The 25083-nt window shown below is 72.0% G+C and carries 23 protein-coding genes; 10 read left to right on the forward strand and 13 right to left on the reverse strand.

Translation table 11 applies throughout. The annotated features are described in order from the left end of the window. Positions 1-27 precede the first annotated feature (27 nt). The 8 genes from OIE47_RS30565 to OIE47_RS30600 all read right to left on the reverse strand — a co-directional run bounded on the left by OIE47_RS30565 (position 28) and on the right by OIE47_RS30600 (position 9040). The gene (locus tag OIE47_RS30565; protein WP_326557989.1) at positions 28-1302 is read right to left on the reverse strand and encodes an enolase C-terminal domain-like protein; all 1275 of its coding nucleotides are present in this window, start codon (positions 1300-1302) and stop codon (positions 28-30) included. Between the two features lie 60 nt (positions 1303-1362). Continuing rightward, on the reverse strand, positions 1363-2238 hold the full coding sequence (locus OIE47_RS30570) for an NAD-dependent epimerase/dehydratase family protein (RefSeq protein WP_326557990.1): 876 nt from the start codon (positions 2236-2238) through the stop codon (positions 1363-1365). Positions 2239-2317: 79 nt separating this feature from the next. Continuing rightward, positions 2318-2629: a DUF2470 domain-containing protein gene (locus OIE47_RS30575; protein ID WP_326557991.1), complete on the reverse strand. Its 312-nt coding sequence runs from the start codon at positions 2627-2629 to the stop codon at positions 2318-2320. After that, a complete protein-coding gene (locus OIE47_RS30580) occupies positions 2626-3831 on the reverse strand; it encodes a M20 metallopeptidase family protein (RefSeq protein WP_326557992.1) in 1206 nt (401 codons plus the stop codon). The genes OIE47_RS30575 and OIE47_RS30580 overlap by 4 nt, the downstream gene beginning before the upstream one ends. 136 nt (positions 3832-3967) lie before the next feature. Then, a complete protein-coding gene (locus tag OIE47_RS30585; protein ID WP_326557993.1) occupies positions 3968-5266 on the reverse strand; it encodes a low temperature requirement protein A in 1299 nt (432 codons plus the stop codon). A 119-nt stretch (positions 5267-5385) separates the two neighbouring features. Then, entirely contained in the window at positions 5386-6993 is a 1608-nt protein-coding gene (locus tag OIE47_RS30590; protein ID WP_326557994.1) for an MFS transporter, read from the reverse strand. After that, positions 6987-7682: an SDR family oxidoreductase gene (locus tag OIE47_RS30595; RefSeq protein WP_326557995.1), complete on the reverse strand. Its 696-nt coding sequence runs from the start codon at positions 7680-7682 to the stop codon at positions 6987-6989. The genes OIE47_RS30590 and OIE47_RS30595 overlap by 7 nt, the downstream gene beginning before the upstream one ends. A 107-nt stretch (positions 7683-7789) precedes the next feature. After that, on the reverse strand, positions 7790-9040 hold the full coding sequence (locus tag OIE47_RS30600) for a glycosyltransferase (protein ID WP_326557996.1): 1251 nt from the start codon (positions 9038-9040) through the stop codon (positions 7790-7792). A gap of 231 nt (positions 9041-9271) precedes the next feature. Here OIE47_RS30600 and OIE47_RS30605 point away from each other — a divergent pair, with 231 nt between their 5' ends. From OIE47_RS30605 to OIE47_RS30615, 3 genes are all read left to right on the forward strand, one after another. Next, entirely contained in the window at positions 9272-10930 is a 1659-nt protein-coding gene (locus OIE47_RS30605; protein WP_326557997.1) for an FAD-dependent oxidoreductase, read from the forward strand. Further along, positions 10927-12393, forward strand: coding sequence for an ATP-binding protein (locus tag OIE47_RS30610; protein WP_326557998.1), 1467 nt, complete (start codon positions 10927-10929; stop codon positions 12391-12393). The genes OIE47_RS30605 and OIE47_RS30610 overlap by 4 nt, the downstream gene beginning before the upstream one ends. Positions 12394-12470: 77 nt before the next feature. Beyond that, positions 12471-12746 carry a DUF2087 domain-containing protein gene (locus tag OIE47_RS30615; RefSeq protein ID WP_326557999.1) on the forward strand — a complete coding sequence of 92 codons (276 nt, stop codon included), beginning with the start codon at positions 12471-12473 and terminating at the stop codon, positions 12744-12746. A gap of 24 nt (positions 12747-12770) precedes the next feature. Here the strand turns inward: OIE47_RS30615 and OIE47_RS30620 are convergent, their stop codons facing one another. Beyond that, positions 12771-13697 carry an LLM class F420-dependent oxidoreductase gene (locus OIE47_RS30620; RefSeq protein WP_326558000.1) on the reverse strand — a complete coding sequence of 309 codons (927 nt, stop codon included), beginning with the start codon at positions 13695-13697 and terminating at the stop codon, positions 12771-12773. 175 nt (positions 13698-13872) lie between these two features. Here OIE47_RS30620 and OIE47_RS30625 point away from each other — a divergent pair, with 175 nt between their 5' ends. From OIE47_RS30625 to OIE47_RS30645, 5 genes are all read left to right on the forward strand, one after another. Further along, positions 13873-15384 carry an MFS transporter gene (locus tag OIE47_RS30625; RefSeq protein WP_326558001.1) on the forward strand — a complete coding sequence of 504 codons (1512 nt, stop codon included), beginning with the start codon at positions 13873-13875 and terminating at the stop codon, positions 15382-15384. Beyond that, the gene (locus tag OIE47_RS30630) at positions 15374-15994 is read left to right on the forward strand and encodes a TetR/AcrR family transcriptional regulator (RefSeq protein ID WP_326558002.1); all 621 of its coding nucleotides are present in this window, start codon (positions 15374-15376) and stop codon (positions 15992-15994) included. Before OIE47_RS30625 ends, OIE47_RS30630 begins: the two co-directional genes overlap by 11 nt. A 110-nt stretch (positions 15995-16104) precedes the next feature. Next, positions 16105-16725 (forward strand): cyclodeaminase/cyclohydrolase family protein, encoded by a 621-nt coding sequence (locus tag OIE47_RS30635; protein WP_326558003.1) that lies wholly within the window; start codon positions 16105-16107, stop codon positions 16723-16725. Further along, positions 16722-17579, forward strand: a complete 858-nt coding sequence (locus OIE47_RS30640; RefSeq protein ID WP_326558004.1) for a bifunctional 5,10-methylenetetrahydrofolate dehydrogenase/5,10-methenyltetrahydrofolate cyclohydrolase — start codon at positions 16722-16724, stop codon at positions 17577-17579. Before OIE47_RS30635 ends, OIE47_RS30640 begins: the two co-directional genes overlap by 4 nt. A 281-nt stretch (positions 17580-17860) precedes the next feature. Further along, a complete protein-coding gene (locus OIE47_RS30645; RefSeq protein ID WP_326558005.1) occupies positions 17861-18454 on the forward strand; it encodes a hypothetical protein in 594 nt (197 codons plus the stop codon). Positions 18455-18808: 354 nt separating this feature from the next. On the opposite strand, the gene OIE47_RS30650 is transcribed toward OIE47_RS30645, so the two are convergent. After that, positions 18809-19192, reverse strand: a complete 384-nt coding sequence (locus OIE47_RS30650) for a hypothetical protein (RefSeq protein WP_326558006.1) — start codon at positions 19190-19192, stop codon at positions 18809-18811. A gap of 124 nt (positions 19193-19316) precedes the next feature. Beyond that, the gene (locus OIE47_RS30655; RefSeq protein WP_326558007.1) at positions 19317-20525 is read right to left on the reverse strand and encodes an aminotransferase-like domain-containing protein; all 1209 of its coding nucleotides are present in this window, start codon (positions 20523-20525) and stop codon (positions 19317-19319) included. Between the two features lie 204 nt (positions 20526-20729). On the opposite strand from OIE47_RS30655, the gene OIE47_RS30660 reads away from it, so the two are divergent. Continuing rightward, on the forward strand, positions 20730-21335 hold the full coding sequence (locus tag OIE47_RS30660; protein WP_326558008.1) for a response regulator transcription factor: 606 nt from the start codon (positions 20730-20732) through the stop codon (positions 21333-21335). A 123-nt stretch (positions 21336-21458) separates the two neighbouring features. Continuing rightward, a complete protein-coding gene (locus OIE47_RS30665) occupies positions 21459-22061 on the forward strand; it encodes a response regulator transcription factor (protein ID WP_326558009.1) in 603 nt (200 codons plus the stop codon). An 83-nt stretch (positions 22062-22144) separates the two neighbouring features. Here the strand turns inward: OIE47_RS30665 and OIE47_RS30670 are convergent, their stop codons facing one another. Together OIE47_RS30670 and lanKC are read right to left on the reverse strand one after the other, a co-directional pair. After that, the gene (locus OIE47_RS30670; RefSeq protein ID WP_326558010.1) at positions 22145-22273 is read right to left on the reverse strand and encodes a SapB/AmfS family lanthipeptide; all 129 of its coding nucleotides are present in this window, start codon (positions 22271-22273) and stop codon (positions 22145-22147) included. A 16-nt stretch (positions 22274-22289) separates the two neighbouring features. After that, a complete protein-coding gene (gene lanKC, locus OIE47_RS30675; protein WP_326558011.1) occupies positions 22290-24962 on the reverse strand; it encodes a class III lanthionine synthetase LanKC in 2673 nt (890 codons plus the stop codon). Between the last annotated feature and the right edge of the window lie 121 nt (positions 24963-25083).

The raw sequence follows: 25083 nt of genomic DNA on the forward strand, positions 1-25083 counted from the left end.
CTTCGGGCCCGGTCGATCCTCATTCGCTCAGGGCGCCTCGATGCCGCCATCGGGGCGGCGCACCCGCGCCGACCAGCGTTCGTGCTGGAGGGTGACCGGCGGGTACTTCGCCGCGGCCCGCTCGTCCAGCTCGATTCCCCAGCCCGGCGCGTCGTTCGGGTAGAGGTAGCCGTCGCGGGTGACCAGGGTGCCGGGAAAGACCTCCCGGGCGGCGTCGTTGTACTCGTGCCCCTCCTGGATACCGAACGCGGGCGTGGTGACGTCGAGCGCCACGTTCGCCGCCGCACCGATCGGGGAGACGTCGGCCGGTGCGTGCCAGGCGGTCTTCACCCCGGTCAGCTCGCAGAGCGCCACCAGCTTCCGGGTGGGGGTCAGCCCGCCGACCGCGGTGATGTGCAACCGGAGCAGGTCCACCCCGCCGCCGAGGACCAGCCGGGTGGCGTCCGCGACCGAACTGACCTGCTCACCGACCGCGATCGGCACCGGTGAGTCTGCGCGGACCTGCGGCAGCCGGTCGTACTCCTCGGGTGCGACGACGTCCTCCAGGAAGAACAACCGGTACGGCTCCAGCGCGCGGGCCAGCAGCACCACCTGCTTCGGCGTGAGTCGGCTGTGTACGTCGTGCAGCAGCTCGACCTCCTCGCCCAGCTCGGCACGGGCGGCGGCGAACAGGGCCGGGGTGGTCCGCAGGTACTGCTGGACGTCCCAGCCGTCCGGGTACGGCTGCCCCGGATACCCACCGCCGACCGCCGGAGCGCCGTACGCGCCCAGGCCCGGCTGACCCACCTGGAGGCGGATGTGCCGGTAGCCGGCCGCCATGAACTCCCGCGCCTGGTCCAGGGTTTCCGCCACGGTGGCCCCGCCCGCGTGGATGTAACACTGGGCGGCGGTGCGTACCCGCCCGCCGAGCAGTTCGTAGACCGGCATCCCGGCCCGTTTGCCGGCGATGTCCCACAGGGCCAGGTCCACCCCGGCGAGCGCGTTGTTCGTCACCGGACCGTTTCGCCAGTACGACGAGAAGTGGACCATCCGGAAGATGTCCTCGATGTCGGCCGGGTGCCGGCCGATCAGCATCGGGGCCACGTGCTGCTCGATGGTGGCGACGACGGCGGTGAAGCGTTGGGTGAAGGTGGCGCAACCGAGTCCGTACAGGCCGGGTTCGTTGGTGTCGATCCGGACCACCACCAGCGGCGGGCCCTCGGGTGCGGTGACGATCGCCCGTACCCGGGTGATCCGCAGGCCGCCCCGGGCCGGCCAGGGCGCCTGGGTCTCGGGCAGTACGGGCAGTTCGGCCTCGGTCATCGATCCTCTTCGGCTCGTACGGGCACGCCGATCAGCCGGCGGTGCGGTGGGGGTGCCCGGTCAGGGCAGGAGTGCCGGATCGGCGACGAAGCGGTGTTCCGCCTCGAAGCCCAGGACGTCGCGGGCGGCCTGGACGTCGATCGCCGAGGTCCGTCCGGGCAGTTTCGCCCGCCGGGGCACGTCGGGGTGGTACCGGTCGAGCAGCTCCTCGGTCGGGAACGGGGCGAGGATGTCGTCGGCGGCGACGAAGAGCACGTGCGCTCCCGGCCCCGGCCGGGTCAGCCCGAGCCAGCAGGCCCGCGCGGCGTCGCGTACGTCGAGGTAGCTCCAGAGATCCTTTGCGCCGGAGCCCGGGTCCTGGGCGAACTCGGCGGCCCGGCGGGCCAGCCGGTCGTCGTGCTGGCCGACGAAAGGCAGCCGGAGCGCGACGACGCTGCCACCGTGGCGGTGGGCCATCATCTCGGCGGTCGCCTCGTCGGTCTGCTTGCTCAGCGCGTACGCGTCGGTCACCTGCAACGGCAGCCGCTCGTCGACCGGCACGTACGCGGGATGCAGGTCGACGTCGGCCCAGGGCAGGCCGGTGACGGAGAAGCTGGACGCGATCACCGCGCGCCGTACCCCGGCCCGGCCGGCCTCCTCCAGCACGGCGAAGGTCGCCCGGGTGTTGCGGGTGAAGACCGCCTGCGCGGTGTCCAGGTGCGGCGCCGGGATCGCGGCCAGGTGCACCACGGCGTCCACTCCCGCCAGCGCGGCGCGGACGATCTCCGGATCCCCGGCGTCGCCGACCACCACCCGGTTCGCGGCCAGGTCGTCGGCGGCCTCCAGGACGAGTGCGGTCGCAGGTACTCCCCGGTCGGCGAGGTCGGCCAGGACCGCGCGGCCGATCAGTCCGGCGGCGCCGGTCACCAGGACCCGTTGCGGAACTGCACTGGTCACGTCTGTGGTGCCTTTCGCTGGGCGGTGCGGTCCCGGTTCCACCGTGGAGCGGGCCGAGCGGTCGGGATCGGGGCGGGGACTATTCTCCGCCCCTCGGCTCGATGCCGAGCGCGTGGCACGCTTCCCGGTACATCCGGACCACCTCCCGGCGTACCTCGGCGCGTTCGGTCAGCCGGCCCCGGAACGGGATCCGGACCGGCACGATGATGCCGTCGACGGCGGCGTCGAACTCGATGCCGTCGGCGTCCAGGCCGCTGACCCGGGCACCGGTCGCGGCCGGTTGGCCGCCGAGGGTACGGCAGATGAGCAGCGAGTCGTCGGCGTGGTCGTCGTTCATGTGCCGCCCGATCGCGGCGACCACCTCCGGGCCGAAGACGTCCGTGTCGCTCATGCCGCCGTCCCGTCGGTCGCGGCCAGCCGGCGGGCGGCGAGTTCGGCGAGCAGGGCGGCCCCGTCGGCGAGGACGCTGTCGTCGAACGCGGCCCGGGGGGAGTGGTTGCTCGGTGCGGTCTTCGGGTCGTCGCCGGCGCAGGCGCCGAGGAAGACGTACGCCCCCGGCACCAGGTCCAGTACGCGGGAGAAGTCCTCGGAGCCGGTCATCGGGTTGGTCAGATCCTCGAACCGATCCGGGCCGAACACGTCCCGTACGGTCGCCGCCGCGAACTCGTGCTCGGTGACGTCGTTGACCGTCGCCGGGTACTCCTGCTCGAACCGGACCTCGACCCGCATCCCGTGCGCGGCGGCGATGTGCTCACAGAGCGCGACCGCGTACTCGCCCGCCTGCGCGTTCGTGGCGGAGGAGAAGCTCCGTACGGTCGCCTCGAAGTTCGCGTCGTCCGGGATGATGTTGCGCCGGGTGCCGGCCTGGAACACCCCGACGGTCAGCACCACCGGGTCGAACACGTCGAACCGTCGGGTGACCATGGCCTGCAACGCGGTGACCATCTCGGCGGCGACCGGGATCGGGTCGAGCGTGTGGTGCGGGGTGGAGCCGTGCCCACCGGCGCCGACGACCCGGACGAACAGTCCGGCGGAGGCGGCCATCAGCGGACCGGGCCGGGAGGAGAAGACACCCCGGTCGAGGGTGCCGGAGAGCACGTGCAGCCCGTACGCGGCGGTGACCGGCCGGCCGGCGGCGCTCAGCACCCCCTCGGAGATCATGTGGCTGGCGCCGTCGAACCCCTCCTCGCCGGGCTGGAACATGAACACCACGTCGCCGGCCAGTTCGTCGCGCCGGGCGCTGAGCAGCCGGGCGGCCCCGACCAGTCCGGCGGTGTGCAGGTCGTGGCCGCAGGCGTGCATGACCCCGTCGTGCCGGGAGGTGTAGGGCAGGCCGGTGTTCTCGGCGACCGGTAGGGCGTCCATGTCACCCCGGAGCAGCACCGCCGGGCCGGGGCGACCGCCGCGCAGCACCGCGGTGATCGAGGTCAGGTCGGTCCCGGTGCTGATCTCCAGCGGCAGCGGGGCGAGCGCGGCGAGCACCCGTTCCTGGGTCCGCGGCAGGTGCAGACCGATCTCCGGGATCTGGTGCAGCTCCCGGCGCAGTGCCGCCAACTCGTCCTGCAGTGTCGCGGCGTCCTCGCGCAGGCCCATCTTCTCCCCATCTCCGCCGCCGACGGGCACCGGTCCGACAGATGCGCCGGTGCCGGGCAGCTCACCGGTCGAATCCTAACGACCTTGGAGCGCGATGCGCCCGTACCGATCACGGGAGCCTGCACACGGGCCGTCGTCACCGGTGCTGGCGGCGCCACGCGGTCTCCCGGGCCTCGCTCGCCAGACGTTCCTCCAGCACGGCTTCCCGGATGCTGCGCCGGGAGCCGGCGAGCAGGACGAGTTCGCTGCCGACCAGCGCGACGCTGACCGCGGCCAGCAGCCCCAACGCCACCAGTCCGGGCACGTTGATGGCGAGCGGGATCAGCGCGGCGGTCAGGATGACCGCACCGACCCGGGTCCAGGTCACCGTGCCGAGCATGCGCAACTGGAAACCGAGGTGGCCCAGCAGGTAGAGGACCATGCCGCCGTACAGCAGGGTGACGGCGATCGGATGCATCGGGCCGTGGGCGATCTTCGGGTCGCCGATGTGCTTGAGTGCCTCCTTGCCGCCGAGCGACAGCAGCATCAGCCCGGCGATCATCGGCAGGTGCAGGTAGATGTAGGCGTCCCGGGCGAGCATCACCCGTTGGAGCCCGTGCGCGGCGTGCAGCGCCTGCTCGGCGGCGAGCGCCACGATGTCGAAGTACGCCCACCAGAGGGCGGCGGTCACCACGATGCCGAGGACCGCGGCGATGACCAGCGGCCAGGTGATCGGATGGGGGAGTTGGGTGCCGCCCACCCCGACCGAGATGATCAGCTCGCCGAACGCGACCAGCAGGATCAGGGAGAACCGTTCGGCCCAGTGGTCGGCCGAGGCGATCCGCCAGCCGCGCGGGGCGCCCAGGTATCCGGACCCGTACTCGACCACGATGGCGAGCATCCAGAAGCCGATCTGGGTCCAGGTACGGGCCGACCCTTCCGGCAGGTGCGGCGGCACCAGGGCGGCGAGCAGCAGGAACGCGGTGGAGACCACGATCGTCAGGCTCACCCGGGGGAGCTGTGCACGCAGCAGCGGCTGATCGACGGCGACGTGCCACTGCAACACCACGAACAGGATCCGGATCACGAAGTAACAGCAGGCGAAGACGAGTGGCCCGGACAGGCCGCCGGGGATGTCGACGAAGGCCTCCGAGATGGTCAGCGCCACCACGAAGATCGCGGCCATGACCGTGAACAGCACCGCCGGCACCATTCCCTCGCTGGCCCGGATCGAGTTGCCGGCCCAGGCGTAGGCGATCCAGCACCACCAGAGCAGCGAGATGATCAGCAGGGCGTGCAGCAGTCCGATGCCGGTGAGGTTGTCGGTGGTCGCCCGGGCGATGTTGAAGAAGGCGTAGACGAAGACCAGGTCGAAGAAGAGTTCCAGGCGGTTGACCCGGGTGCCCTCCCCGGCGGCCCGGATCCGCAGCGGTCGCCGCGCCTCTCTCTTGCCCACCCCGCGAGTCTGGCAGCCTGTACGCCGCGAATATGGCGTCTTGCCCGACTCGCTCCGAGCCGACCTCGCTTACGGCGCGTCCGCGTTCCCAGGCTCACCGCGCTCCGGGCCGGTCCCGCTTACGAGCCGGCCTCGGTGGGGAGCAGGTGGCGTACCTGCGGGGGGCCGTCGGCGAGCGCCACCGCCCGCCGCTCCGCCTCCCGGTCCGTACCGGTCAACCGGCCGCCGTGCTGACGCAGGTGCTCGTCCCAGGAGGGGAGCTGGTAGACCTCGACGAAACACGCCGGGGACTCGCCCTCGCGGTACAGACCCCACCGGGTCGCACCGGTACGCTGCCGCGAGCCCCGTACCAGTTCCATCGCGTCGACGAACTCCGTCTCGTGCTCGGCCCGCACCACGTACGTCACCAGGATCACCACCGGTCCGATCCGCGGATCGGGTTCGTGGGTCAGCCGCAGGGCCGGCCAGTACGCCTCCGGGTCCTGGTTGTTGCCGCGCAGGTCCGGCAGGGGCCACAGCCGTACCGTCACCGCGCCGAGCACCATCAGCACCGCCGCGGCGAGGTGCGCGACGACCAGTCCGGCCATGTCGCCGACCACACCCCAGGCCAGGGCGCCGACCGCCTGCCCACCGGCGAAGACCACCTGGTAGACCGCGAGCCCTCGGGCGCGTACCCAGCCGGGCAGGTAGAGCTGGATCTCCGCGTTCAGGTTCGACAGCACGGTCACCCAGGCCAGCCCGGCCGGGACCAGCGCGATCAGCACCACCGGGAGGCTCGACACGAGCGCCACCACGACCAGCGCCAGGCCGTAGAGCAGGCCGGCGGTGAGCAGGAACTGGCCGGCGGTCAGGTGCACCCGTACCCAGGGCAGGATCACGCCACCGGCGATCGCGCCGACACCGAGGGCGGCGAGGAGCACTCCGTACCCGCTGGAGTTCAGGTGCAGTTGCCGGTTGGCCACCAGCGGCAGCAGCGCCCACAACGCGCTGCCGGGTACGAGGAACAGCAGCGCCCGCAACAGCAGTCGGCGGACCACGGGGGAGTGGCGGACGAACCGGCCACCGGCGCGCAGGGCGGCGGTGAACCGCTCCGGCACCTCGACCGCGCGTGCGTGGTCCGTACGCCAGCGCAGCAGCGCGAACCCGAAGACGAGTACGGTGATCGCGTTGATCGCGAAGACCGGCGCCACACCCGCTCGGGCGATCAGCAGTCCGGCGATGGCCGGGCCGATCGACCGGGCCGCGTTGACGCTGATCGAGCCGAGTGCCGAGGCGGACTGCAACTGGTTGCGGGGCACCAGTTCGGGGATGATCGCCGCCCAGCACGGCAGCGTCAGCGCCTGCCCGACCCCGATCGCGAAGGTGAGGGTGAGCAGCAGTGCCGGCGGCATCCGGCCGGTCGCGGTCAGGACGGTCAGCAGCAGGCCGACCGCGGCGAGGTAGACCTGCACCGCGATCAGCAGGTGGCGCCGGTCGAACGCGTCGGCCAGCGCCCCCGCCGGCAGCGCCAGCAGCAGGATCGGCAGCATGCTCGCCGTCTGTACGAGCGAGACCAGGGTCGAGGCATTGCGTTCGTCGATCAGCAGCCACTGCGCGCCGACGGTCTGCATCCAGGTGCCGATGTTCGCGGCGAGCAGCGCCAGCCACAGGTTGCGGTACGCGGCACCGCGCAGCGGTGCCCAGGCCGAGGTGGACGGCTCGGCGGTCGCGGGTCCGGCGCTTACCACCTGCCGTCGGCGCGGAGGACTTCCTGGCCCGAGAGGTACAGCTCGTCGGGTTCCAGGAGCAACAGCCGTACGACCTCCCGGGCCACCTGCTCCGGCTCGGCGTAGATCTCGTCGAGGAACTCGGCGCCGACGCGTTCCTGGAGCCTGGTGTGCATCGGGCCGGGGTGGATCTGCATCACCTTGATGCCGTCGCTTCCCTCGGCCTGGGCGAGCGACTCCACCAGGCTCTTGCCGAAGTTCTTGCCGGCCCGGTAGACGGGGATGCCGGGGCGGGGTTTGTCGACCGCCATCGCGCCGATGTAGACGATGTTGCCCCGCCCCCGCTCGCGCATCCGGATCAGCGCCTCGCGCAGCAGGTACGCCGTGCCCAGCACGTTCACGTCGATGACCGTGCGCAGCGCTTCCGGTGACATCTCCTCCAGCGACCCGCCGGCCCACATGCTCGCGCAGTGCGCCAACCCGTCGAGCGCCCCGTACCGCCGGGTCACCTCGTCGAGCGCGTGCGCCACCTGGTCGTACGAGGAGACGTCGCAGGTCGCGCCGGCACACTCGAGCTCGCTGGTGGTGGCGGCGACCTCGTCGGCGACGTTGCCGAGCACGAACACCCGGTGGTCGGTGGTGAGCTTGCGGGCGACCTCCAACCCGAGACCGCTGGTGCCGCCGGCCACGACGAACGTCCTGGCGCCCATGCACCCTCCAGCCCTGGTCACGGTGGTGCCCCGTCCTCCAGACCCTGTCATCGGAGTGCCCGGTCGTAGGCATCCGATCGGATATGTCGCCCGATCGGGGCGCTGAGCTATCCGGCGAGGCGGTCGACCGCCCGTACCACCGCACCCGCGCCGTCCTCGGCGGCCAGGCGGGCCGCGACCGCGCGGGCCCGGTCGGCGAAGGCCGGGTCGGTGACCGCGGCGCGGATCGCGGTGGCGAGCCGGGCCTGGTCGAGTCGCCCGGCCGGCACGGTGTCCGGGCTGACCCCGAGTACGGCGAGCCGAGCCGCCCAGAACGGCTGGTCGGCCATCATCGGGATCGGGATCGCCGGCACCCCGGCCCGGAGACCGGCTGCGGTGGTCCCGCAGCCGGCGTGGTGCACGAGGGCGGCCATCCGGGGAAAGAGCCAGCTGTGCGGCGCCTCCCCGATGGTGATCACGTCGTCGGTCACCGCCCGGACGACTTGCGCCCCACCGTCGACCTGGATCACCCCGCGTACGCCGGCCCGGCGCAGCGCGGCCGTGATCAGCGTACGGAACCGCTCGTCGCCGCCGACCATGCTGCCGAAGCCGACGTAGACCGGGGGCGGCCCGGCGTCGAGGAAGTCGACCAGGATCGGCGGTGGCCGCCAGCCGGGTGACTCCGCCGGCCACCAGTAGCCGACGACCTCCAGGCCGGGCCGCCAGTCCGCCGGTCGGGGCAGCACGCTCGGGCTGAAGCCGTGCTGGATCGGCCATCCGCGCGCCGTCGCGGCCTCGAGCAGGGTGTGCAGCCTGGTCGGGGGGAGGCCCAACCGGGTCCGCAGCCGCCGGGAGGCGTTCGCGTAGACCCGTCGGGCGATCACCTGTGCCAGCCGTGCGGCGTTCCGGTTGCCCCACCCACCCAGCGACCGTGCGCCGAGCAGCATCGGCGGGAACTCCCGGGTCGGGTGGAGCGGTTGCAGGAACGCCCCCATGCTCGGCACCCCGTGCCGCTCGGCCACCGAGTAACCCAGCGGGGCCGTGGTGGTCGAGCAGAGCAGGAGGTCCACCCCGGGTTCGGCGGCGACCTGGATGCCGTCGCCGAGTTCGTCGACGAACCGGGTGCCCAGCCGGACGAACCCGGCCAGGCTCCGGGTTTCGGCGCCGAAGCGGTGCCGCCGCCGGCCGCCGGCCGCCCGCAGCGCCGCCAGATCGCCGGGAAGCGGCGCGAAGTCCAGGCCGCAGCCGGTCACCAGGGCGGCGAACGAGGGCTGCGCGGCGACCGTGACCCGGTGCCCGGCCGCTTGCAGCCGGGCACCCAGCCCGGTGTACGGCGCCACGTCACCGCGTGATCCGGCGGTGACGATCAGCACCCGCATCGGTGCGCCGCGACCCTGTGCAGCATGTCGCGAGCCTCGCACGCGGGCGCCGGTGCGTCCGCCGGGTACGGAAATTGCGGCATTCGACGGTGTGACCGTCCGGTCGGCCGGCGCCCGACCGGCCCGTGGGGCCTCGGCCGCTGACCACGTGGTCGGCACGACGGCCGACGTCATCTAGGGTTGCCGGAGACTTGGCAGACAGGCTCTACCTCTCCTTCAGGATGAAACTTCATGGTGAACCCCGCGATCCTGACCGTCGACGACGATCCCGCGGTGTCGCGCGCTGTGGCTCGTGACATCCGGCGGCGCTACGGCGACCGGTACCGGGTGGTGCGGGCCGACTCCGGCGACGCGGCACTGGACGCGCTCCGGGAGCTCAAGCTCCGGGGCGAGCAGGTTGCCGTGCTCCTCGCGGACTACCGGATGCCGCAGATGAACGGCATCCAGTTCCTCGAAGCGGCGATGGACCTCTTTCCGCAGGCCCGCCGGGTGCTGCTGACCGCGTACGCGGACACCGACGCGGCCATCGACGCGATCAACGTGGTCGACCTCGACCACTACCTGCTCAAGCCCTGGGACCCGCCGGAGGAGAAGCTCTACCCGGTGCTCGACAACCTGATCGAGGCTTGGTTGGCGACGCCGGACGCCACGACCACCGAGACCCGGGTGATCGGGCACCGCTGGTCCGCGCCGTCGTTCGCGATGCGGGACTTCCTGGCCCGCAACCTGGTGCCGTTCCGGTGGCTGCTCGCCGACGAGCCGGAGGGCGAGCGGTTGCTGGCCGCCGCCCACCTCACCGCCGCCGACGTGCCCGTGGTGATCACCCCGGACGGCAAGGTGCTCGCCTCGCCGACCGAGGCCGACCTGGCCGGCCACGTCGGCCTGAGCACCACACCGGCATCCGACTTCTACGACGTGATCGTGGTCGGCGCCGGCCCGGCCGGACTGGGCGCCGCGGTCTACGCCGCCTCCGAGGGCCTGCGTACGGTCCTGGTCGAGCAGCGGGCCACCGGCGGGCAGGCGGGGCAGAGCAGCCGGATCGAGAACTACCTCGGCTTCCCGGAGGGGGTGTCCGGGGCGCAGTTGACCGACCGGGCCCGCCGGCAGGCGCTGAAGTTCGGCGCGGAGATTCTCAGCACCCGTGAGGTCGTCGGCCTGGAGGCGGCCGGCACCGCCCGCCTGCTCCGGTTCGGCGACGGGACCTCGCTCGCCGCGCACTCCGCGGTGCTGGCCACGGGCGTCTCCTACCGGATGCTCGACGCCCCCGGACTGGCCGAGTTGACCGGTCGGGGCGTCTTCTACGGCTCCGCCGCGACCGAGGCGCCCAGTTGCAGCGGCGAGGAGGTCTACATCGTCGGCGGCGCGAACTCGGCCGGCCAGGCGGCGCTGCACTTCGCCCGGTACGCCCACCGGGTCAACATCGTCATCCGTGGCGACAGCCTGGCGGCGTCGATGTCCCGGTACCTGATCGAGCAGGTCGAACGGACGCCCAACATCACCGTGCACCCGAACACCGAGGTGGTCGGCGGTTCGGGCGAGGAGCACCTGGAGCGGCTGACGCTCTGCCAGCGGCGTACCGGCAGCACGCGTACGGTCGACACCTCCTGGTTGTTCATCTTCATCGGGGCCGAGCCCCGGACGAACTGGCTCGACGGGGTGGTCTCCCGCGACGAGCGGGGCTTCATCGTGACCGGCCCGGCGTTGTTGCGTGACGGGCAGCGCCCGGCCGGCTGGTCGTTGCCCCGGGACCCGTACCACCTCGAGTCGAGCCTGCCGGGGGTGTTCGCCGCCGGTGACGTACGGGCCGACTCGGTGAAGCGGGTCGCCTCGGCGGTCGGCGAGGGCGCGATGGCGGTCACCGTGGTACACCGGTATCTGGAGGCGCAATGAGTGACCAGGGGACCGACCGGCTGGACCGGGAGCAGTTACGCACCCTGTTCCTGTTCGAGGCGCTGACCGACGAGCAGCTCGACTGGCTCGCCGAGCAGGGCCGGGTGGAGCGGCGGGAGGCGGAGACCTGCATCTTCGCCGAGGGCGAGCTGGCGACCTGCTTCTACGTCCTGCTCAGCGGCACCGTGATGCAGTCCGGCCGGGTGCGCGGCGAGGAGGTCGAGGTCATCCGGACCAGCCAGCGGGGCGTCTACGGCGGGGCGATCCGGGCGTACATGCCCGACGACCCCGACCAGCGGTACGCCAACACGCTGCGGGCGATCTCCGACTGCGAGCTGTTCGTGCTGCCGGCGGAGGTGTTCGCCAAGGCGATGCGGAAGTGGTTCCCGATGGCGGTGCACCTGCTGGAGGGGCTGTTCTACGGCATGCGGCGGACCCAGTCGCTGCTCGGTGAGCGGGAGCGGTTGCTGGCCCTGGGCGCGCTCTCCGCCGGGCTGACCCACGAGCTGAACAATCCCGCCGCGGCGGCCGTACGGGCCACGTCGACGCTTCGTGGCCACGTCACCGGGATGCGGCACAAGCTCGCCATGATCGCCGACGGTCGGCTCGACGGCACCCGGCTGCACGACCTGGTCGAGTTGCAGGACGACGCGGTGAAGCGGGCCGCGACCGCCCCCGAACTCTCCGCGCTGGATGCCAGCGACGCCGAGGACACGTTGACCGACTGGCTCGACGAGCACCACTTCGCCGACGGCTGGCGGCTGGCGCCGACCCTGGTCGCCGGCGGCATCGACACCGACTGGCTGGACCAGGTCGCGCTCGCCGTCGGCGAGGAGAACCTCGACCCGGCGGTCCGGTGGCTGACGTACACGGTCGAGACCGAGCAGCTCATGCGGGAGATCGACGACGCGGTCGGGCGGATTTCCGGCCTGGTCGGCGCGGCGAAGCAGTACACCCAGTTGGACCGGGCGCCGTACCAGACGGTGGACGTGCGCGACCTGCTCAACGCGACGCTCACCATCATGAAGGCGAAGATCCCGGCGGGGGTCCGCAAGGAGAAGCACTACGACCCGAACCTGCCCGCCATCCCCGCGTACGCGGCGGAGCTGAACCAGGTCTGGACCAACCTGATCGACAACGCGCTCGGCGCGATGGGCGACAGCGGCACCCTTTCGGTGCGCACCAGCCGCGAGGGCGACATGTTGGTGGTCGAGATCGGTGACACCGGGCCGGGTATCCCGGACGCGATCCGGGACCGGATCTTCGAGCCGTTCTTCACCACCAAGCCGGTGGGTGAGGGGACCGGTCTGGGGCTGGACATCTCGTACCGGATCGTGGTCACCAAGCACCGGGGGGACATCCGGGTCTCCTCGACGCCGGGCGACACCCGGTTCCGGGTCTACCTGCCGATCACCCCGCCGCCGGTGGTGCTCGCCGACGCGGAGGCGCCCGCCACGGCGTAACCACCCGGTTGTCGGTCTCACGGGATCGGGCCGGTCGGTCGGGAAAACGGGTTGTCCGGCCGACTACGGTGCGAAGGGTGGGTAGTGACCGGGAAAAGGTGTTGCGGACGTTTCTCAGGGACGACCGGCTGGTGATGATCCCGGCGAAGGCCGGCAAGCGTCGTGTCCTGCTGGAACACATCGTCACCGCGTTCGAGCCCGGGGTGCGGTTTCCCGAGCGGGAGGTCGACGCGGTGCTCCGGGCGTTCTACGAGACGGACTGGGTCTCGTTGCGGCGTTACCTGATCGCCGAGGGGCTGATGGCCCGCGAGGACGGCTGGTACTGGCGTACCGGCGGCCCGGTCGAGGTGTGACGACCGGGCCGGACGTGGGGAGCCTCAGCTTCCGGTCAGTACCGGCGCCAGCGTCCTGAGCTGGGCCAGTTGCTCACCGACGGTGCCGCCGAGCGGCTGTACGCAGACGTGGTCGGCTCCGGCGTCGTGGTGTGCCCGGATCCGTTCGGCGATCTGTTCCGGTTCGCCCCAGGCCACGATCGCATCGACCAGCTTGTCGCTGCCCCCGTCGGCCAGATCCCGTTCGTCCCAGCCGAGAGCGCGCAGGTGGTTGGCGTAGTTCGGCATTGCCAGGTAGCCGGTGGTGAAGACCCGGCCGATCGCCCTGGCCCGGTCCGGGTCGGTGGTGAGCACGACGGTCTGTTCCGGTGCGAGCACCGGGTCGGGGCCGAGGAGCGTGCGGGCCCGGGCGGTGTGCTCGGGGGTGACGAAGTAGGGGTGGGCGCCCTCGGTGCGGGTGCCGGCCAGTTCGAGCATGCCCGACCGCAGCGCGGCCAGCATCCGGGGCGCGGGAGCGGACACCGGACCCTCGTACGGGGTGGCGTCCATGGCGTCGAGGTAGGCGCGCATCGCCGCCAGCGGTTTGCGGTAGTCGTGCCCGCGGCTGGAGACGAGCGGAGCGTGACTCACGCCGAGCCCGAGGATGAAGCGGTCGCCGGACGCCTCGGCCAGGGCCTTCGCGCCGTTCGACGCGGCGGTGGCGTCGCGACCCCAGATGTTGACGATGCCGGTGGCGATCATGATCTGTGAGGTGGCGTTGAGCAGGATGCCGGAGTGGACCAGCGCTTCCTTGCTGGCCGGGGTCTCGCCCACCCAGACGGTGCCGTAGCCCAGGTCTTCGAGTTCGCTGACCGCCGCACCGGCGGTAGCCGCCGACTCCAGGCTGAGCCGACTGCTCCAGACCCCGACCCGGCCCATCCGCTGTTTCAACCGGGCGAGATCCACTCCGCCGGGGCGTTCCTGCTGCTGCATCCGACCCTCACCGCCTCACGTCTCCGGTCGTCGACCCCTGCGCGACCGCGAAATTGATCTTAGGGTCCGCGGTCCGTGCCGAGCCGTCGGCGCGACCGGAGGAGCGAATTGACAGTCACTCGATTTTGAGAGCTACTATCATTTCAGTTCGTCTCCTACTTTCCCTGGAGTTGGCATGAAGACCCCATCCAGCCGGTGGTGGGCGCTGGCCGCCCTCGCCCTGGCCATGCTCACCATCGGGCTCGACACCACCGTGCTGACCGTGGCGATGCCCACCCTGGCCACCGACCTCGGTGCCACCACGGCCCAACTGCAGTGGTTCAGCAGCGCGTACACGCTGGTGCTGGCGGCGACGCTGCTCCCGGCCGGGGCACTCGGCGACCGGTACGGCCGGCGCCGGCTCCTGCTCGGCGCCCTGGTCCTGTTCGGCGCCGCCTCCGTGCTCTGCGCCTACGCCGGATCCGCCGACGGACTGATCGCCGCCCGCGCGGTGCTGGGACTCGGGGCGGCGATCATGATGCCGCTCTCCATGGCGGTGCTACCGGTGATCTTCACCGACGCCGCCGAACGGGCCCGCGCCCTCACCGTCTGGGTCACCGCGACCGCCATCGGCCTGCCGCTCGGCCCGATCCTCGGCGGCTGGCTGCTCACCCACTTCTGGTGGGGCTCCATCTTCCTGATCAACGTGCCGCTGGTGGTTCTCGGCGTGATCGCGGTCGCGCTGTTCGTACCCGAATCGCGCAGCGACCGGCCCACCCCGCTCGACCTGGTCGGCGTGGCGCTCTCCTCGCTCGGCCTGCTCGGGCTGACCTACGGCTTCATCCGCGCCGGACAGGACGGCTGGGGCGACCCGGGTACGCCGCTCACCATCGCCGTCGGACTGCTCCTGCTGGTCGGGTTCGTGGCCTGGCAGCGCCGTACGCCCCACCCGCTGATCGACCTCGCCCTGTTCCGGAGTCGCGGCTTCACCTGGGGCAGCATCCTCGCCACCGGGGTCAACTTCGCCCTGTTCGGACTCCTGTTCGCGGTGCCGCAGTTCCTCCAGTCGGTCACCGGAGCCACCGCCCTCGGCACCGGCGTCCGGCTCCTCCCACTCATCGCCGGCCTGCTCGTCGGCACCCGACTCGCCGACCGGCTGGTCCGGACCTTCGCCCCCGGCCCGGTGCTCGCGGTCGGATTCGTGCTGCTCACCATCGGCCTCGCCCTCGGCGCCAACACCGGCACCGACACCGCCTACTGGTACACCGGCACCTGGATCGCCCTCGTCGGCGCGGGCATGGGGGTGGCCCTGCCCACCGCCATGAACGCCGCCCTCGGCGCGCTGTCCACCGAACGGTCCGGATCGGGTTCGGCGCTGATCCAGGCCCTGCGACAGGCCGGGGGCACCATCGGCGTCGCCATCCTCGGCACGATCCTGAGCTCCGGATACCGCTCCGGGCTCGGCGACGAGGTACGGCTGCCGGTCACCGACAGCGTCACCACCGGTGTGGCGGTGGCCCGGCAACTGGGCCGGCCCGACCTGCTCGACACGGTCCGGTCCGCGTACGTGCACGGTATGGACCTGATGCTCTGGACCTGCGCCGGCATCTGCATCGTCGCCGCCATAACAGCGGTGATCGTGCTCCCTCGACGGCGGCCAGCGGTGCGACCCGTGGTGGATGAGCCAGAATCTATGCATGTCGGCTGAACCAGAGACGCTCGGGCTGCGCGAACGCAAGAAGATCCGGACCCGCGCGACGATCCGCGAGCACGCCATGCGGCTCTTCGCCGAGCAGGGCTACGCGGAGACGACGGTCGAGCAGATAGCCGAGGCGGCCGAGGTCTCACCCAGCACCCTGTTCCGGTACTTCCCGTCCAAGGAACGCCTGGTCCTGACCGACGACCTCGACCCCGTCCTGCTGACCTCGTTCGTCGACCAGCCGGCCGACCTTCCGCTACTGACCGCGTTCCGGCGGTCCATCGAGTCGGTGTTCCTCCGCCTGTCGCCGGAGGAGCGCGAGCAGGAGGAGCGGCGGCAACGCCTGATCTATTCGGTGCCGGAGCTGCGGGCGGCCCAGATGGACGAGCTCCTCCGTACCATCGACCTGCTGGGCCAGGCGGTCACCGATCGGCTGGGCGGGGACGCCGACCCGTTCGAGGTACGGGTCTTCGCGGGCGCGCTGGCCGGTGCGGTGCTCGGCACCGTACGCGGCGAGCCGCCCCGGATCTCCGAACTGCTCCGCGCCATCGAAGTGCTGGAATCGGGATTTCCGCTGGTACGGGCGATCGAGGCCGCCCGTACCAGCGGGTCGGCCTGACCGCCGCGTCGGACCACCCGGCCGGCGGTGGGCTGGCCACGGGGGCAACCGTCGATCCTGGCAGGATCTGACCGGGCAGCACCGGCGACCGACACGGAGGACGAGCGCGGATGCGCGACGAGACGATCGGGGACTTCCTGGACCGGCTCGCCGACCGGGTCCCGGCACCCGGCGGCGGCGCGACCGCCGCGTTGCACGCCGCCCAGGCGGCCGCGCTGCTCGGCATGGTCGCCCGGTACAGCACGGGGGAGAGGTACGCCGAGCACCGGGACGTCATCGACCGGATCCGGGAGAGCGCCGACGAGCTGCGCGGCACCGCACTCCGGCTCGCCGCCGACGACGCTTCCGCCTTCACCGCGGTCACCGACGCCTACCGGCTGCCCAAGGAGTCCGAGGCGCAGCGGACCGCCCGTTCGCAGGCCATCGCATCCGCCCTGGTCGGTGCGGCACAGCCACCGGCCCGGGTGATCGCGGCCGCCACGACCCTCATCACGCTGGCGGAGGAGCTGCTGCCGGTCGGCAACCCGAACGTCAGCTCCGACGTGGCCGCCGCCGTCGAGGCCGCCCGCGCCGCCGCCACCACCGCGCGGGTCAACGTCGAGATCAACCTCAGCGGCGTACGCGACGACGCCGCCCGCGCGGAACTCGTCGCCGCCACGGACCGGGTCGACGAGCTGGCCGACCGGGCGGACCGGGTCACCGCCGCCGTTCGGGCGGGAATCGCCGGATGAGCGGGCTCCTGCTCGGCGGCCGTGAACTGGCCGCCGCCATCCGCGCCGAGACCGCGCAACGGGCCGCCCTGCTCACCGCCGCCGGCACACCGCCCCAGCTCACCGTCGTGGTCGCCACCGACGACGAGGCGAGCGCCTGGTACGTACGGTCGATCAGCACCGCGGCGGTGAAGATCGGAATCAGCTGTACGGTGATCGAGCTGGGCGCCGACGCCGACGCCGCGACGATCCGCGCCACCCTGGCCCGGCTCAGCGCCGACGAGCTGGTGCACGGCATCATCCTGCAGACCCCGCTGCCCGCCGGGGCGAGACTGGAGGACCTGGCCGGGGCGATCGCCGTGGAGAAGGACGTCGACGGGGCGAACCCGCTCAGCCTCGGCCGGCTCGCGGCCGGACTGCCCGCGTACCCGCCCGCGACGGCTGCGGCGGTGCTGGCGATCCTCGACCACCACGGGGTCGAGCTGGCCGGGCGGCGGGCTGCCGTGATCGGGCGCTCCACCGTGGTCGGCAAGCCCGTCGCGCATCTGCTGCTGGACCGGCACGCCACGGTGACCGTCTGCCATTCCCGTACGCCCGACCTGGCTGCTGCCACCTCGACGGCCGACATCCTGGTGGCCGCCGTGGGCCGGGCCGGACTGGTCACCGCCGAGCACGTCAAGCGGGGCGCGGTGGTGGTCGACGTCGGCACCAACCCGACGCCGGCCGGCGGCCTGGTCGGAGACGTGGACGCGGATTCGGTCGCGGAGCATGCCGGCGGGCTCACCCCGGTACCCGGCGGCGTCGGTCCGGTGACCACGGCACTGCTGCTGAACCACACCGTACGGGCCGCGGCGGCGCAGGTCGGTTCGGCGTAACCGGGGCCCCGTCCCGCCGGTACGCCGAACGGATCGACGGGAACCCATTGACCGGGTGCTGCCGGGCATGCTCCGATGGTCGGTATCGCCACGGTGTCGGGGGCAACCACGCCGGTCGGCGGAGCCGGATCAGGCACAGGCGGTGGTCGTCGCGTTGAGCGGCGCCCCCGGACCGGGTTTGTGACCAGAGCTCAGCCAACGCCCCGGCACCGCAGGAACACCACCACGCGACACGACCGTGCTGGCGTTCCCCGCCGGGGTCCGACCGGTGATGGGAAGACATGCGAGTTTCTCCGGAAGATGTCGAGCCGGCCACGGCGTCGGCCTGGTGGCGCAACCGCTTCGTCTGGGTTAGCGTCATCCTGTTGGCGGTGTCGGCCACGGTCGTACTCCTGGTCAACACCGCCGGTTCGCAGCCGGCGCCGGCCGACGACCTCAACAGTCAACTCGGCCGCCGCCTGGTCGGGGTGCTCGAACAGCTCGAACCGGAGCAGCACCAGGGCCACGGCGAGCACGCCCGGGACGTGGCGGCGGAGACGAAGGTCGTCTGCGGGGCACGCGTCTTCGGCTTCGAGCCGGCCGAGGCGACCACCGTCTCCGAGGTACGGACGGCGTACGGTTTCCACCTCTGCGGGGTCGCCGAGCCGAATCGGCCCTGGGACTGGGCGGTCAAGCTCGTCGGGCCGATCGTGGTGGCGATGGGCACCGAGCCGCCGACCGTGCAGGTGGCCGAGGCGACCAACGAGATCTCGTTCAGTGATCGCGTCGGGCAGCTTTTCCCCGAGCAGTACCAGCAGCAGGCGCGCCAGGAGTCGCTGGGTGAACAGGGAATGCGCGAACTGCGCCAGCGCTACGACCGGGCGGCCGGCCTGTAAGCGAGCCGCCGACCGTCGGCGTTCCCGACTACTGGGGTGAGTCCGGCATATCCGTCTGATGACTGGATTAGCGGGTTGATGCTGACTGGTTATGACATAGCCCACACGGGGCCGGCGCCTCGTTGCGTACCGGCGTCGACACCGGGCAGGGTACGAGCCTTACCGCGCTGACCTCGGCGTTTCCGTCTCACCCGCACCGGGAGCTGCCGTGCCCGCCCACCGCCGCCCGCTACCGCCCCCACCCCGGCCCGCGATCGGGGTGCTCGCCGCGATCCTCGTCGGCAGCGTCGGGCTCGGCGTCGCGCTCACCGCCGTCGGTACGGCAAATCCCGATCGGGGACCGCGGACGAACGGTCAGCCCACCCAGGGGCTCGGTCGCGCCGCAACGGCCGGCCTGGCGGTCACGCCGTACGACCCGGTGTCGGCGAGCCCGACCGACATCATCGTGCCGATGAGCCCGGCCTCGGCCGAGACCAGCGTGCCGACGCCGACGGTGACGGGCTCCGGCGGCACCGGAGCAGCCGGTCCGGTTACGAGCACCGGCGCCGCCTCCCACCCCCGGCCGTACGCCGCCCCGTCGAAGACGCCCAGGTCGACCCCGCGCCCCTCGACGTCGGGCCACCCCACCTCGACACCGAGCAGTCCGACCCCGACGCCGCCGGTGACCTCCGTACCGGCCACGCCGACGCCCACGCCGAGCGAGACACCGTCGCCCTCGCCGTCCACCACCCCGGACACCGAGCCGACTCCCACCCCGACCGTCACCGCGACCCAGGACCCGACGTCGACCCAGGTCCCGACACCATCCGCCAGCGCCGACCCGACGGCATCGCCCCTCGGCTGAGCCGCGTCCAGCGTCGGCTCAGGAATCGTCGGCGCTGCTGCCGCCCGGCTCGCCGGACGCGGTCAGGTGCGTCATCGCCCGCGCCAGTCGCCTGACGCCCTCCTCCAGGAGGTCGGGTGCGAACAGGGAGAACGACAGACGCAGGTGGTCGTCCCCGCCGTCCGTGACGAAGAAGTGGGTTCCGGGCAGGTACGACACCCCGCTCGCCTCGGCGTACGGCAGCAGCGCGGTCGCGCTGACCGGCGCGGGCAGGCGCAGCCAGAGGAACCAGCCCCCGGCGGGAGTGTCGAAGGCGACCTCCGGCAGGTGGTGCCGGACGGCCGGGACCAGGGCGTCACGCTGCCCCCGGTAGCGGTCCCGTATCCGTTCGAGGTGGTGCTCGTACGCACCGGCGCGGGCGAATTCCGCCATCGACAGGGCGTTGGCGTGGTTCACCCCGCCGCCGCTGTCGATGTAGCCCCGCCTCGCCAGGGCGGTGATCACCGGCGGTGCGGCGGTGAGCCAACCGAGCCGCAGCCCCGGCGCGACGGTCTTGGCGAACGAGCCGAGCCGGATCACCGCACCGTCCTCGGCCGCGCTGTAGAGCGACGGTGGTGCGGTGCCGTCGTACGCGAGTTCCCGGTAGGTGTCGTCCTCGACCAGGACGAGCCCGGTCTGCTCGGCCACCGCGACCAACTCCGCCCGGCGGGTTGACCCCAGACTCCATCCGGTCGGATTGCCGAACGTCGGTACGAGGTAGAGCAGCGGTACCCGTCGCCCGTCCCGCCGCAGGTGTGCGACCAGGTCACGGGTTGCCGCCGGGTCGATCCCGTCCCGGTCGGACGGGGTCGGCACGAGGGTCACCCCGTGATCGGCGAGGACCCGGAACGCCAGGTGGTACGTGGGCGCGTCCACCAGGACCGTGTCGCCCCGCCGGCAGAGCAGCCCGGCCACCAGGTCGAGCGCGTGCGAGGCACCGGCGGTGACGAAGATCCGTGACGGGTCGGGCGCCCGGCCGTCGGTGTGACCGAGCCGCTCCGCCAGCCACTCGACCAGCGGAGCCGGTCCGTTCGCGTAGCCGTACGTCAGCGCGGAGCCGCCGTACCGGCGTAGCGCGCCGACGCACGCCTCGGCCCACTCCCGCACCGGGAGGGTGGTCGGATCGGGATGGCCCCAGGAGAGATCCACGGTTTCCGGTCGGCTGTGGAACTGCACGATCGGCAGCGCGTTCGACGCGGTGGGGGACATCTGCCCAAGATAGTCATCGGATCGAACCGCGCGAACCCTCGCGGACGGTCGGGGTCGAAGGTCCTCCATGCCGGACTGCGTGTCCGTTCCCGTCACCGGGTCCGTTTGCGTACCGTGCGGGCTTTGTAACCTGACGTTACGATGTCGTTCGGTCCAGTCGACACGAAGGGTCACCGTCGGCCGATGCCGGGATCGGGAGGCTCCGTGATCCGTGTGCTGATCGTCGAGGAGACGGGCCTGCTCCGAGGTGCCCTGCGGATGCTGCTGTCCAGCGAGGACGACCTGGAGGTGGTGGCCGACCTCGCTCCGTCGGCCGACGTGGTCTCGGTGGTACGGCGGGAACGCCCCGACGTCGTACTGATCGACATCGGGCCGGCCCGTCACGATCCGCTCGTGGTGCTACGGCAACTCGACGTGACCGCGCGGGGGACCAATGTGCTGGCGATGAGCGCCCACCGCTGTCCGGTGACCCTGCAGGCCGCGCTCCGCGCGGGCGTACGAGGATTCGTCGACAAGAACCTGCCGCCGGCCGAGCTGGTCCGGTTGCTCCGGTTGGTCGCACTGGGGGAGCGGGTGATCGATCCGGTCGCCGCTGTCGCCGCGCTGAGTCCGCCGGTCGGGCCGCTCACCGTACGGGAGCGGGAGGTGTTGCGGGCGGCGGCGGAGGGCCTGCCGTTGAAGGAGATCGCCTGTCGGCTGTATCTGGCGTACGGAACGGTGCGCAACCACCTCACCGTGATCCTGCGCAAGACCGGCGCCCGCAACCGGCTGGAGGCGGTACGGCGAGCCCAGCGGGACGGTTGGCTGTGACCGGTGACCGTCGTGCCGACGAGCGGGACACCAGCCTTCATGCTTAAATCCCTACATATGCTGACTCTGTCGACCTGAACTGTCTTTCGGCGCCACCTCGAACGCGAGAGAGGTAACGGTAGATTGATCCGGACGCTGCTGGCTCTCGACGGTGCGCTGATCCGTGGCGCGCTGGCCTTCGTACTGACCACTGAGGACGACATCGACGTGGTGGCCGAACTCGATCGGATCGAGCAGGTCGAGCCCGCGATCCGGTCGAGCCGGGCGGACGTCGTCGTGGTCGACTCCGGGCTGCTCGGCACCGGCAGACCGGCCGAGGCGGCGCCCCGGTACGAACACCCCTGTCCGGTGCTCGTGCTGGTCGACGCCCGGCGACCCGGATCACTCGGCGGGGCGCTGCGCGCCCGGAGCCGGACCGTCGGTTTTCTCGGCAACGACGTCACCCCGCAACGGGTGGTGGACGGGGTGCGCCGGCTCGCCCGGGGCGAACCGGTGGTCGACGCCGATCTGGTCGTCGCGGCGTTGAACACGGAGAGCCCGCTGACCGTCCGGGAGACCGAGGTGCTCGAGATCGCTGCCGACGGGGCACCGGTGGTCGAGATAGCGGCACGGGTGGGGTTGTCGCCGGGAACCGTACGCAATCACCTCTCCCGGATCGCGACCAAGGCCGGCGCGCGGACCCGGATCGAGGCGGTGCGGATCGCCCGCGACGGCGGCTGGATCTGACCGGCCGAGAGCCGGGGCCCGAACCGGGGAGGACGCCCTGGGTGGGCGCGTACACACCCACCCAGGGCTCGGTGTCGAACCGATCAGTTGCAGGTCGTCAGGGACAGCGAGCTGTCGCCGCAGAGCAGCAGGCTGGCCCGGCTTCCACCGGTGTCACCGCCCTTGAGCTCCTCCGCGGTCAGTTCCAGGCCCTGCAGGTCGAGAAGCGCCATGTCGTGCCACCTCATCTCATTCGTTCGATCGGTTGTCCACCCTCGCGGGCGCGAGGGAGTCTCGGGTGGGGTCGCCCGGTGACCGCCGCGCGGTCGGGGCCCAGGGCGTGAGGAAGGGCAGCGTCACCGGTCGGTCGGACCGGGCCGACGTGATCGCGAGCAGGACGCCCGCGCTGCCGGTGGCGAGGTCCATGGAGAGCCGCAGCAACTGTTCGCCGGGAAACGCGAGACCGTCCCGGTAGGGCATCGCGTGCCAGCTCAACCGCCGGAGCTGACCATCCAACTCCCGCCGGTCCTCGTCCGACCCGTCCGGCACGGGCGCACCGGCCCGGCTCGACCCGGCGGTCGCGATGCGGGCGGCGAGGTAGACGATGATGCCGGCCCGGCCCGCGAACAGACCGGACTGGACGTAGAGCGGCGACCGGGCGGCCCGCCGGATCGCCAGGGCCGCCTCGGTGAACTGCTCGTCCGGGCGGTGCCGGAGATACTGGTCGAGGACCAGCCCGATGCCGACGCTGCCGTGCGCCAGGTAGGGCATCGTCCGCCAGCCCTCGTCGACCTCCATCGCACCGTCCGCGCGGACCACACAGCGCCGCAGGTCCTGGCGGAGCGCGGTCGCGGCAAGGTCGAGCAGGGCGGGGTCGCCGGAGACCTCATGGAGCCGCAGGAACATCAGCGCCGGGCCCGACCGGCCCCGGGTCAGCCCGGCGTACGGATGCTGCCCGCCACTGGTCCGGCTCCCGGTGTCGTCGGCCTCGCGTACCCGGTCGGTGACCAGGTCGGCGGCCCGCCAGGCGGCTTCCCACAGTCCCGGCTCACCGGTGCGGTGGGCCAGTTCGGCCAGGTTCAGCGCCATTCCCGACAGGCCACCGGCCAGGTCGTGTCCGAGTCGGGTCCACGGCTCGCGCAGGCAGATGTCGAGTACGTCGAGGGCCCGTTGCCGGTGGCCGAGATGCTCCAGCGCGTACGCCACCCCGTGGAGTCCGTCGTAGAAGCCGCACCGGCTGCCCGAGGGCGGATCGAGTGCCCGTTCGACCAGCCAGTCCTCGTGTTCGGGGAACCGGCCGGCGTCACCGGCCGCGAGGGCGTACAGGACACCGGCGGCGCCGTGGGCCAGGTTCAGTCCGCCCGCCCGGAACTGTTCGATGTCGCCGGGAAAGAGCCGGTCCGTACGGTCCGGGGTGGCGCTGGCCAGGATCGCCCCGGCGAGGCGGGTACGCGACCTCTGCCAGTCGGCCGGTCCGGTCGGGAACTCCAGTGTCCCGGTGTCGGCCGTCTCCCGACCGCCGGTGATCTCCTCGACCGCCTCGTCCAGGAACGACCGGGGGACCGGGAAGTTGGCGGCGATGATGTCGGCGAAGTGCCGCGCCTTGGCCGGTGCGAGTCGGACGAGTTGGGTCAGCGGCAGGAACAGCGCCAGCCGTAGGCAGGCCAGCGCGTACCGGTCGAGGGCGAAGCCGGTCCGTTCGCGCGGGGCGGCGAAGCCCTGGTTGCGCAGCCCAGGTCGGCCGGTCTCGGTGACCGGTGCGGCGACCTCGAAGTCGACCAGGGTGACCCGGTCGTCCGGGCCGATCATGATGTTGAACAGGTGCAGGTCGCCGTAGACCACACCCCGCTCGTGGATCGCCTCGATGGTCGCCTCGACCTGCCGGTACACCTCCAGGGCCCAGGTCGCGTACGCGCCCAGCCGGTCGGTGTCCGCGTCGGCGTCGATCAGCGGGTAACGCTCGACCAGGACCCGGTTCAGCGGCTGCCCGACGACGAACTCCAGGGCCAGGAAACGGTGCTCGCCCAGCCCGAACTCGTCGTGCACCCTCGGCAGTCGCGGCACGTCCGCCAGCCGGCGCAGCATGTCGCCCTCTCGGGCCAACCGGGTCACCGCGTCGGCACCGGTGGCGTCCAGTCCGGCGTACGGGCGGGCCTCCTTGAGCACCACCTGGGTGTCGTTGCGCAGGTCCCGGCCGACGTAGAGACCGCCACCGTTGGAGAAGTGGATGACCCGTTCGATCCGGTAGGGCAGGTCGGTGGTGCTGGTGGCGTTGCGGGCGGCGAGGTGAGGGGCGAGGAAGTCCGGCAACGTCACCCAGTCCGGCAGGTGCAGCACCGGGTCCCGCCGGTCCGGCACCAGCGTTCCGGAGGGGTCGGCGATCGCCGGTACGACCTGCCCGTGCGGGGAGAGGCAGTAGCGGGCGGCGAACCCGCCGTAGCGTACGAACACCGGGCCGGTGCCGTACCGCAGGTCACTGAGGATGTACGGCCCCGCCTCGCCGGCCAGCCGCTCGTCGAGTTCCTTGCACGCCAGCTCCAGCTCGTCCGGGTCCCGTGGGTAGATGGTGACGAACTTGCCGCTGGAGCCGCGCGGCGCGTACTTGGCGTTGCGCAGCAGCAACAGGCGCGGCCCGCGAAGGAACTTGAACGACAGTCCACGGGGAACGCAGTAGTCCCAGACGCCGGCCAGCACCCGGTCGGCGTTGTCCAGGGTCGCCGAGAGGTGGATCTTCCAACCCTGGGTTGGCAGGGCGCCACCGACCGGCCCGTAGACGTACCAGTCGTCCTTGGGTTCCCGCTGCCAGCCGTCCGGTACCGCGCGGGCGGCGACGGCGAACTCGGCCGTCGTCGTGCCGGTGGTCGCCAACGAGTCGTAGAAGAGCGGGTCGGCAGCGCAGTACGCGTCGTAGCGTTCGTCCATCGTCGCGGCTCCTCCGGCGGACCCCGAGAGGATCCACTGACTCGATCGATGGTTCGAGTCTCGTGCACGGGACGGTCGGCCTCTAGTGTGCTAAGTCATCGTCCCGCGTGCGGGACGCACA

Origin of the sequence: Micromonospora sp. NBC_01796 (genome assembly GCF_035917455.1) — a bacterium.
GTDB lineage: Bacteria > Actinomycetota > Actinomycetes > Mycobacteriales > Micromonosporaceae > Micromonospora_G.

Excerpts from the sequence above, each read along its gene's own strand:
- OIE47_RS30595 (WP_326557995.1), bottom strand. The coding sequence starts at position 7,682 with ATGGGCGCCAGGACGTTCGTCGTGGCCGGCGGCACCAGCGGTCTCGGG.
- OIE47_RS30620 (WP_326558000.1), bottom strand. The coding sequence starts at position 13,697 with ATGCAGCAGCAGGAACGCCCCGGCGGAGTGGATCTCGCCCGGTTGAAA.
- OIE47_RS30645 (WP_326558005.1), top strand. The coding sequence starts at position 17,861 with ATGCGAGTTTCTCCGGAAGATGTCGAGCCGGCCACGGCGTCGGCCTGG.
- OIE47_RS30605 (WP_326557997.1), top strand. The coding sequence starts at position 9,272 with ATGGTGAACCCCGCGATCCTGACCGTCGACGACGATCCCGCGGTGTCG.
- OIE47_RS30610 (WP_326557998.1), top strand. The coding sequence starts at position 10,927 with ATGAGTGACCAGGGGACCGACCGGCTGGACCGGGAGCAGTTACGCACC.
- OIE47_RS30640 (WP_326558004.1), top strand. The coding sequence starts at position 16,722 with ATGAGCGGGCTCCTGCTCGGCGGCCGTGAACTGGCCGCCGCCATCCGC.
- OIE47_RS30580 (WP_326557992.1), bottom strand. The coding sequence starts at position 3,831 with ATGGGCCTGCGCGAGGACGCCGCGACACTGCAGGACGAGTTGGCGGCA.
- OIE47_RS30625 (WP_326558001.1), top strand. The coding sequence starts at position 13,873 with ATGAAGACCCCATCCAGCCGGTGGTGGGCGCTGGCCGCCCTCGCCCTG.
- OIE47_RS30565 (WP_326557989.1), bottom strand. The coding sequence starts at position 1,302 with ATGACCGAGGCCGAACTGCCCGTACTGCCCGAGACCCAGGCGCCCTGG.
- OIE47_RS30670 (WP_326558010.1), bottom strand. The coding sequence starts at position 22,273 with ATGGCGCTTCTCGACCTGCAGGGCCTGGAACTGACCGCGGAGGAGCTC.
- OIE47_RS30575 (WP_326557991.1), bottom strand. The coding sequence starts at position 2,629 with ATGAGCGACACGGACGTCTTCGGCCCGGAGGTGGTCGCCGCGATCGGG.
- OIE47_RS30655 (WP_326558007.1), bottom strand. The coding sequence starts at position 20,525 with ATGTCCCCCACCGCGTCGAACGCGCTGCCGATCGTGCAGTTCCACAGC.
- OIE47_RS30635 (WP_326558003.1), top strand. The coding sequence starts at position 16,105 with ATGCGCGACGAGACGATCGGGGACTTCCTGGACCGGCTCGCCGACCGG.
- OIE47_RS30630 (WP_326558002.1), top strand. The coding sequence starts at position 15,374 with ATGTCGGCTGAACCAGAGACGCTCGGGCTGCGCGAACGCAAGAAGATC.
- OIE47_RS30600 (WP_326557996.1), bottom strand. The coding sequence starts at position 9,040 with ATGCGGGTGCTGATCGTCACCGCCGGATCACGCGGTGACGTGGCGCCG.
- lanKC (WP_326558011.1), bottom strand. The coding sequence starts at position 24,962 with ATGGACGAACGCTACGACGCGTACTGCGCTGCCGACCCGCTCTTCTAC.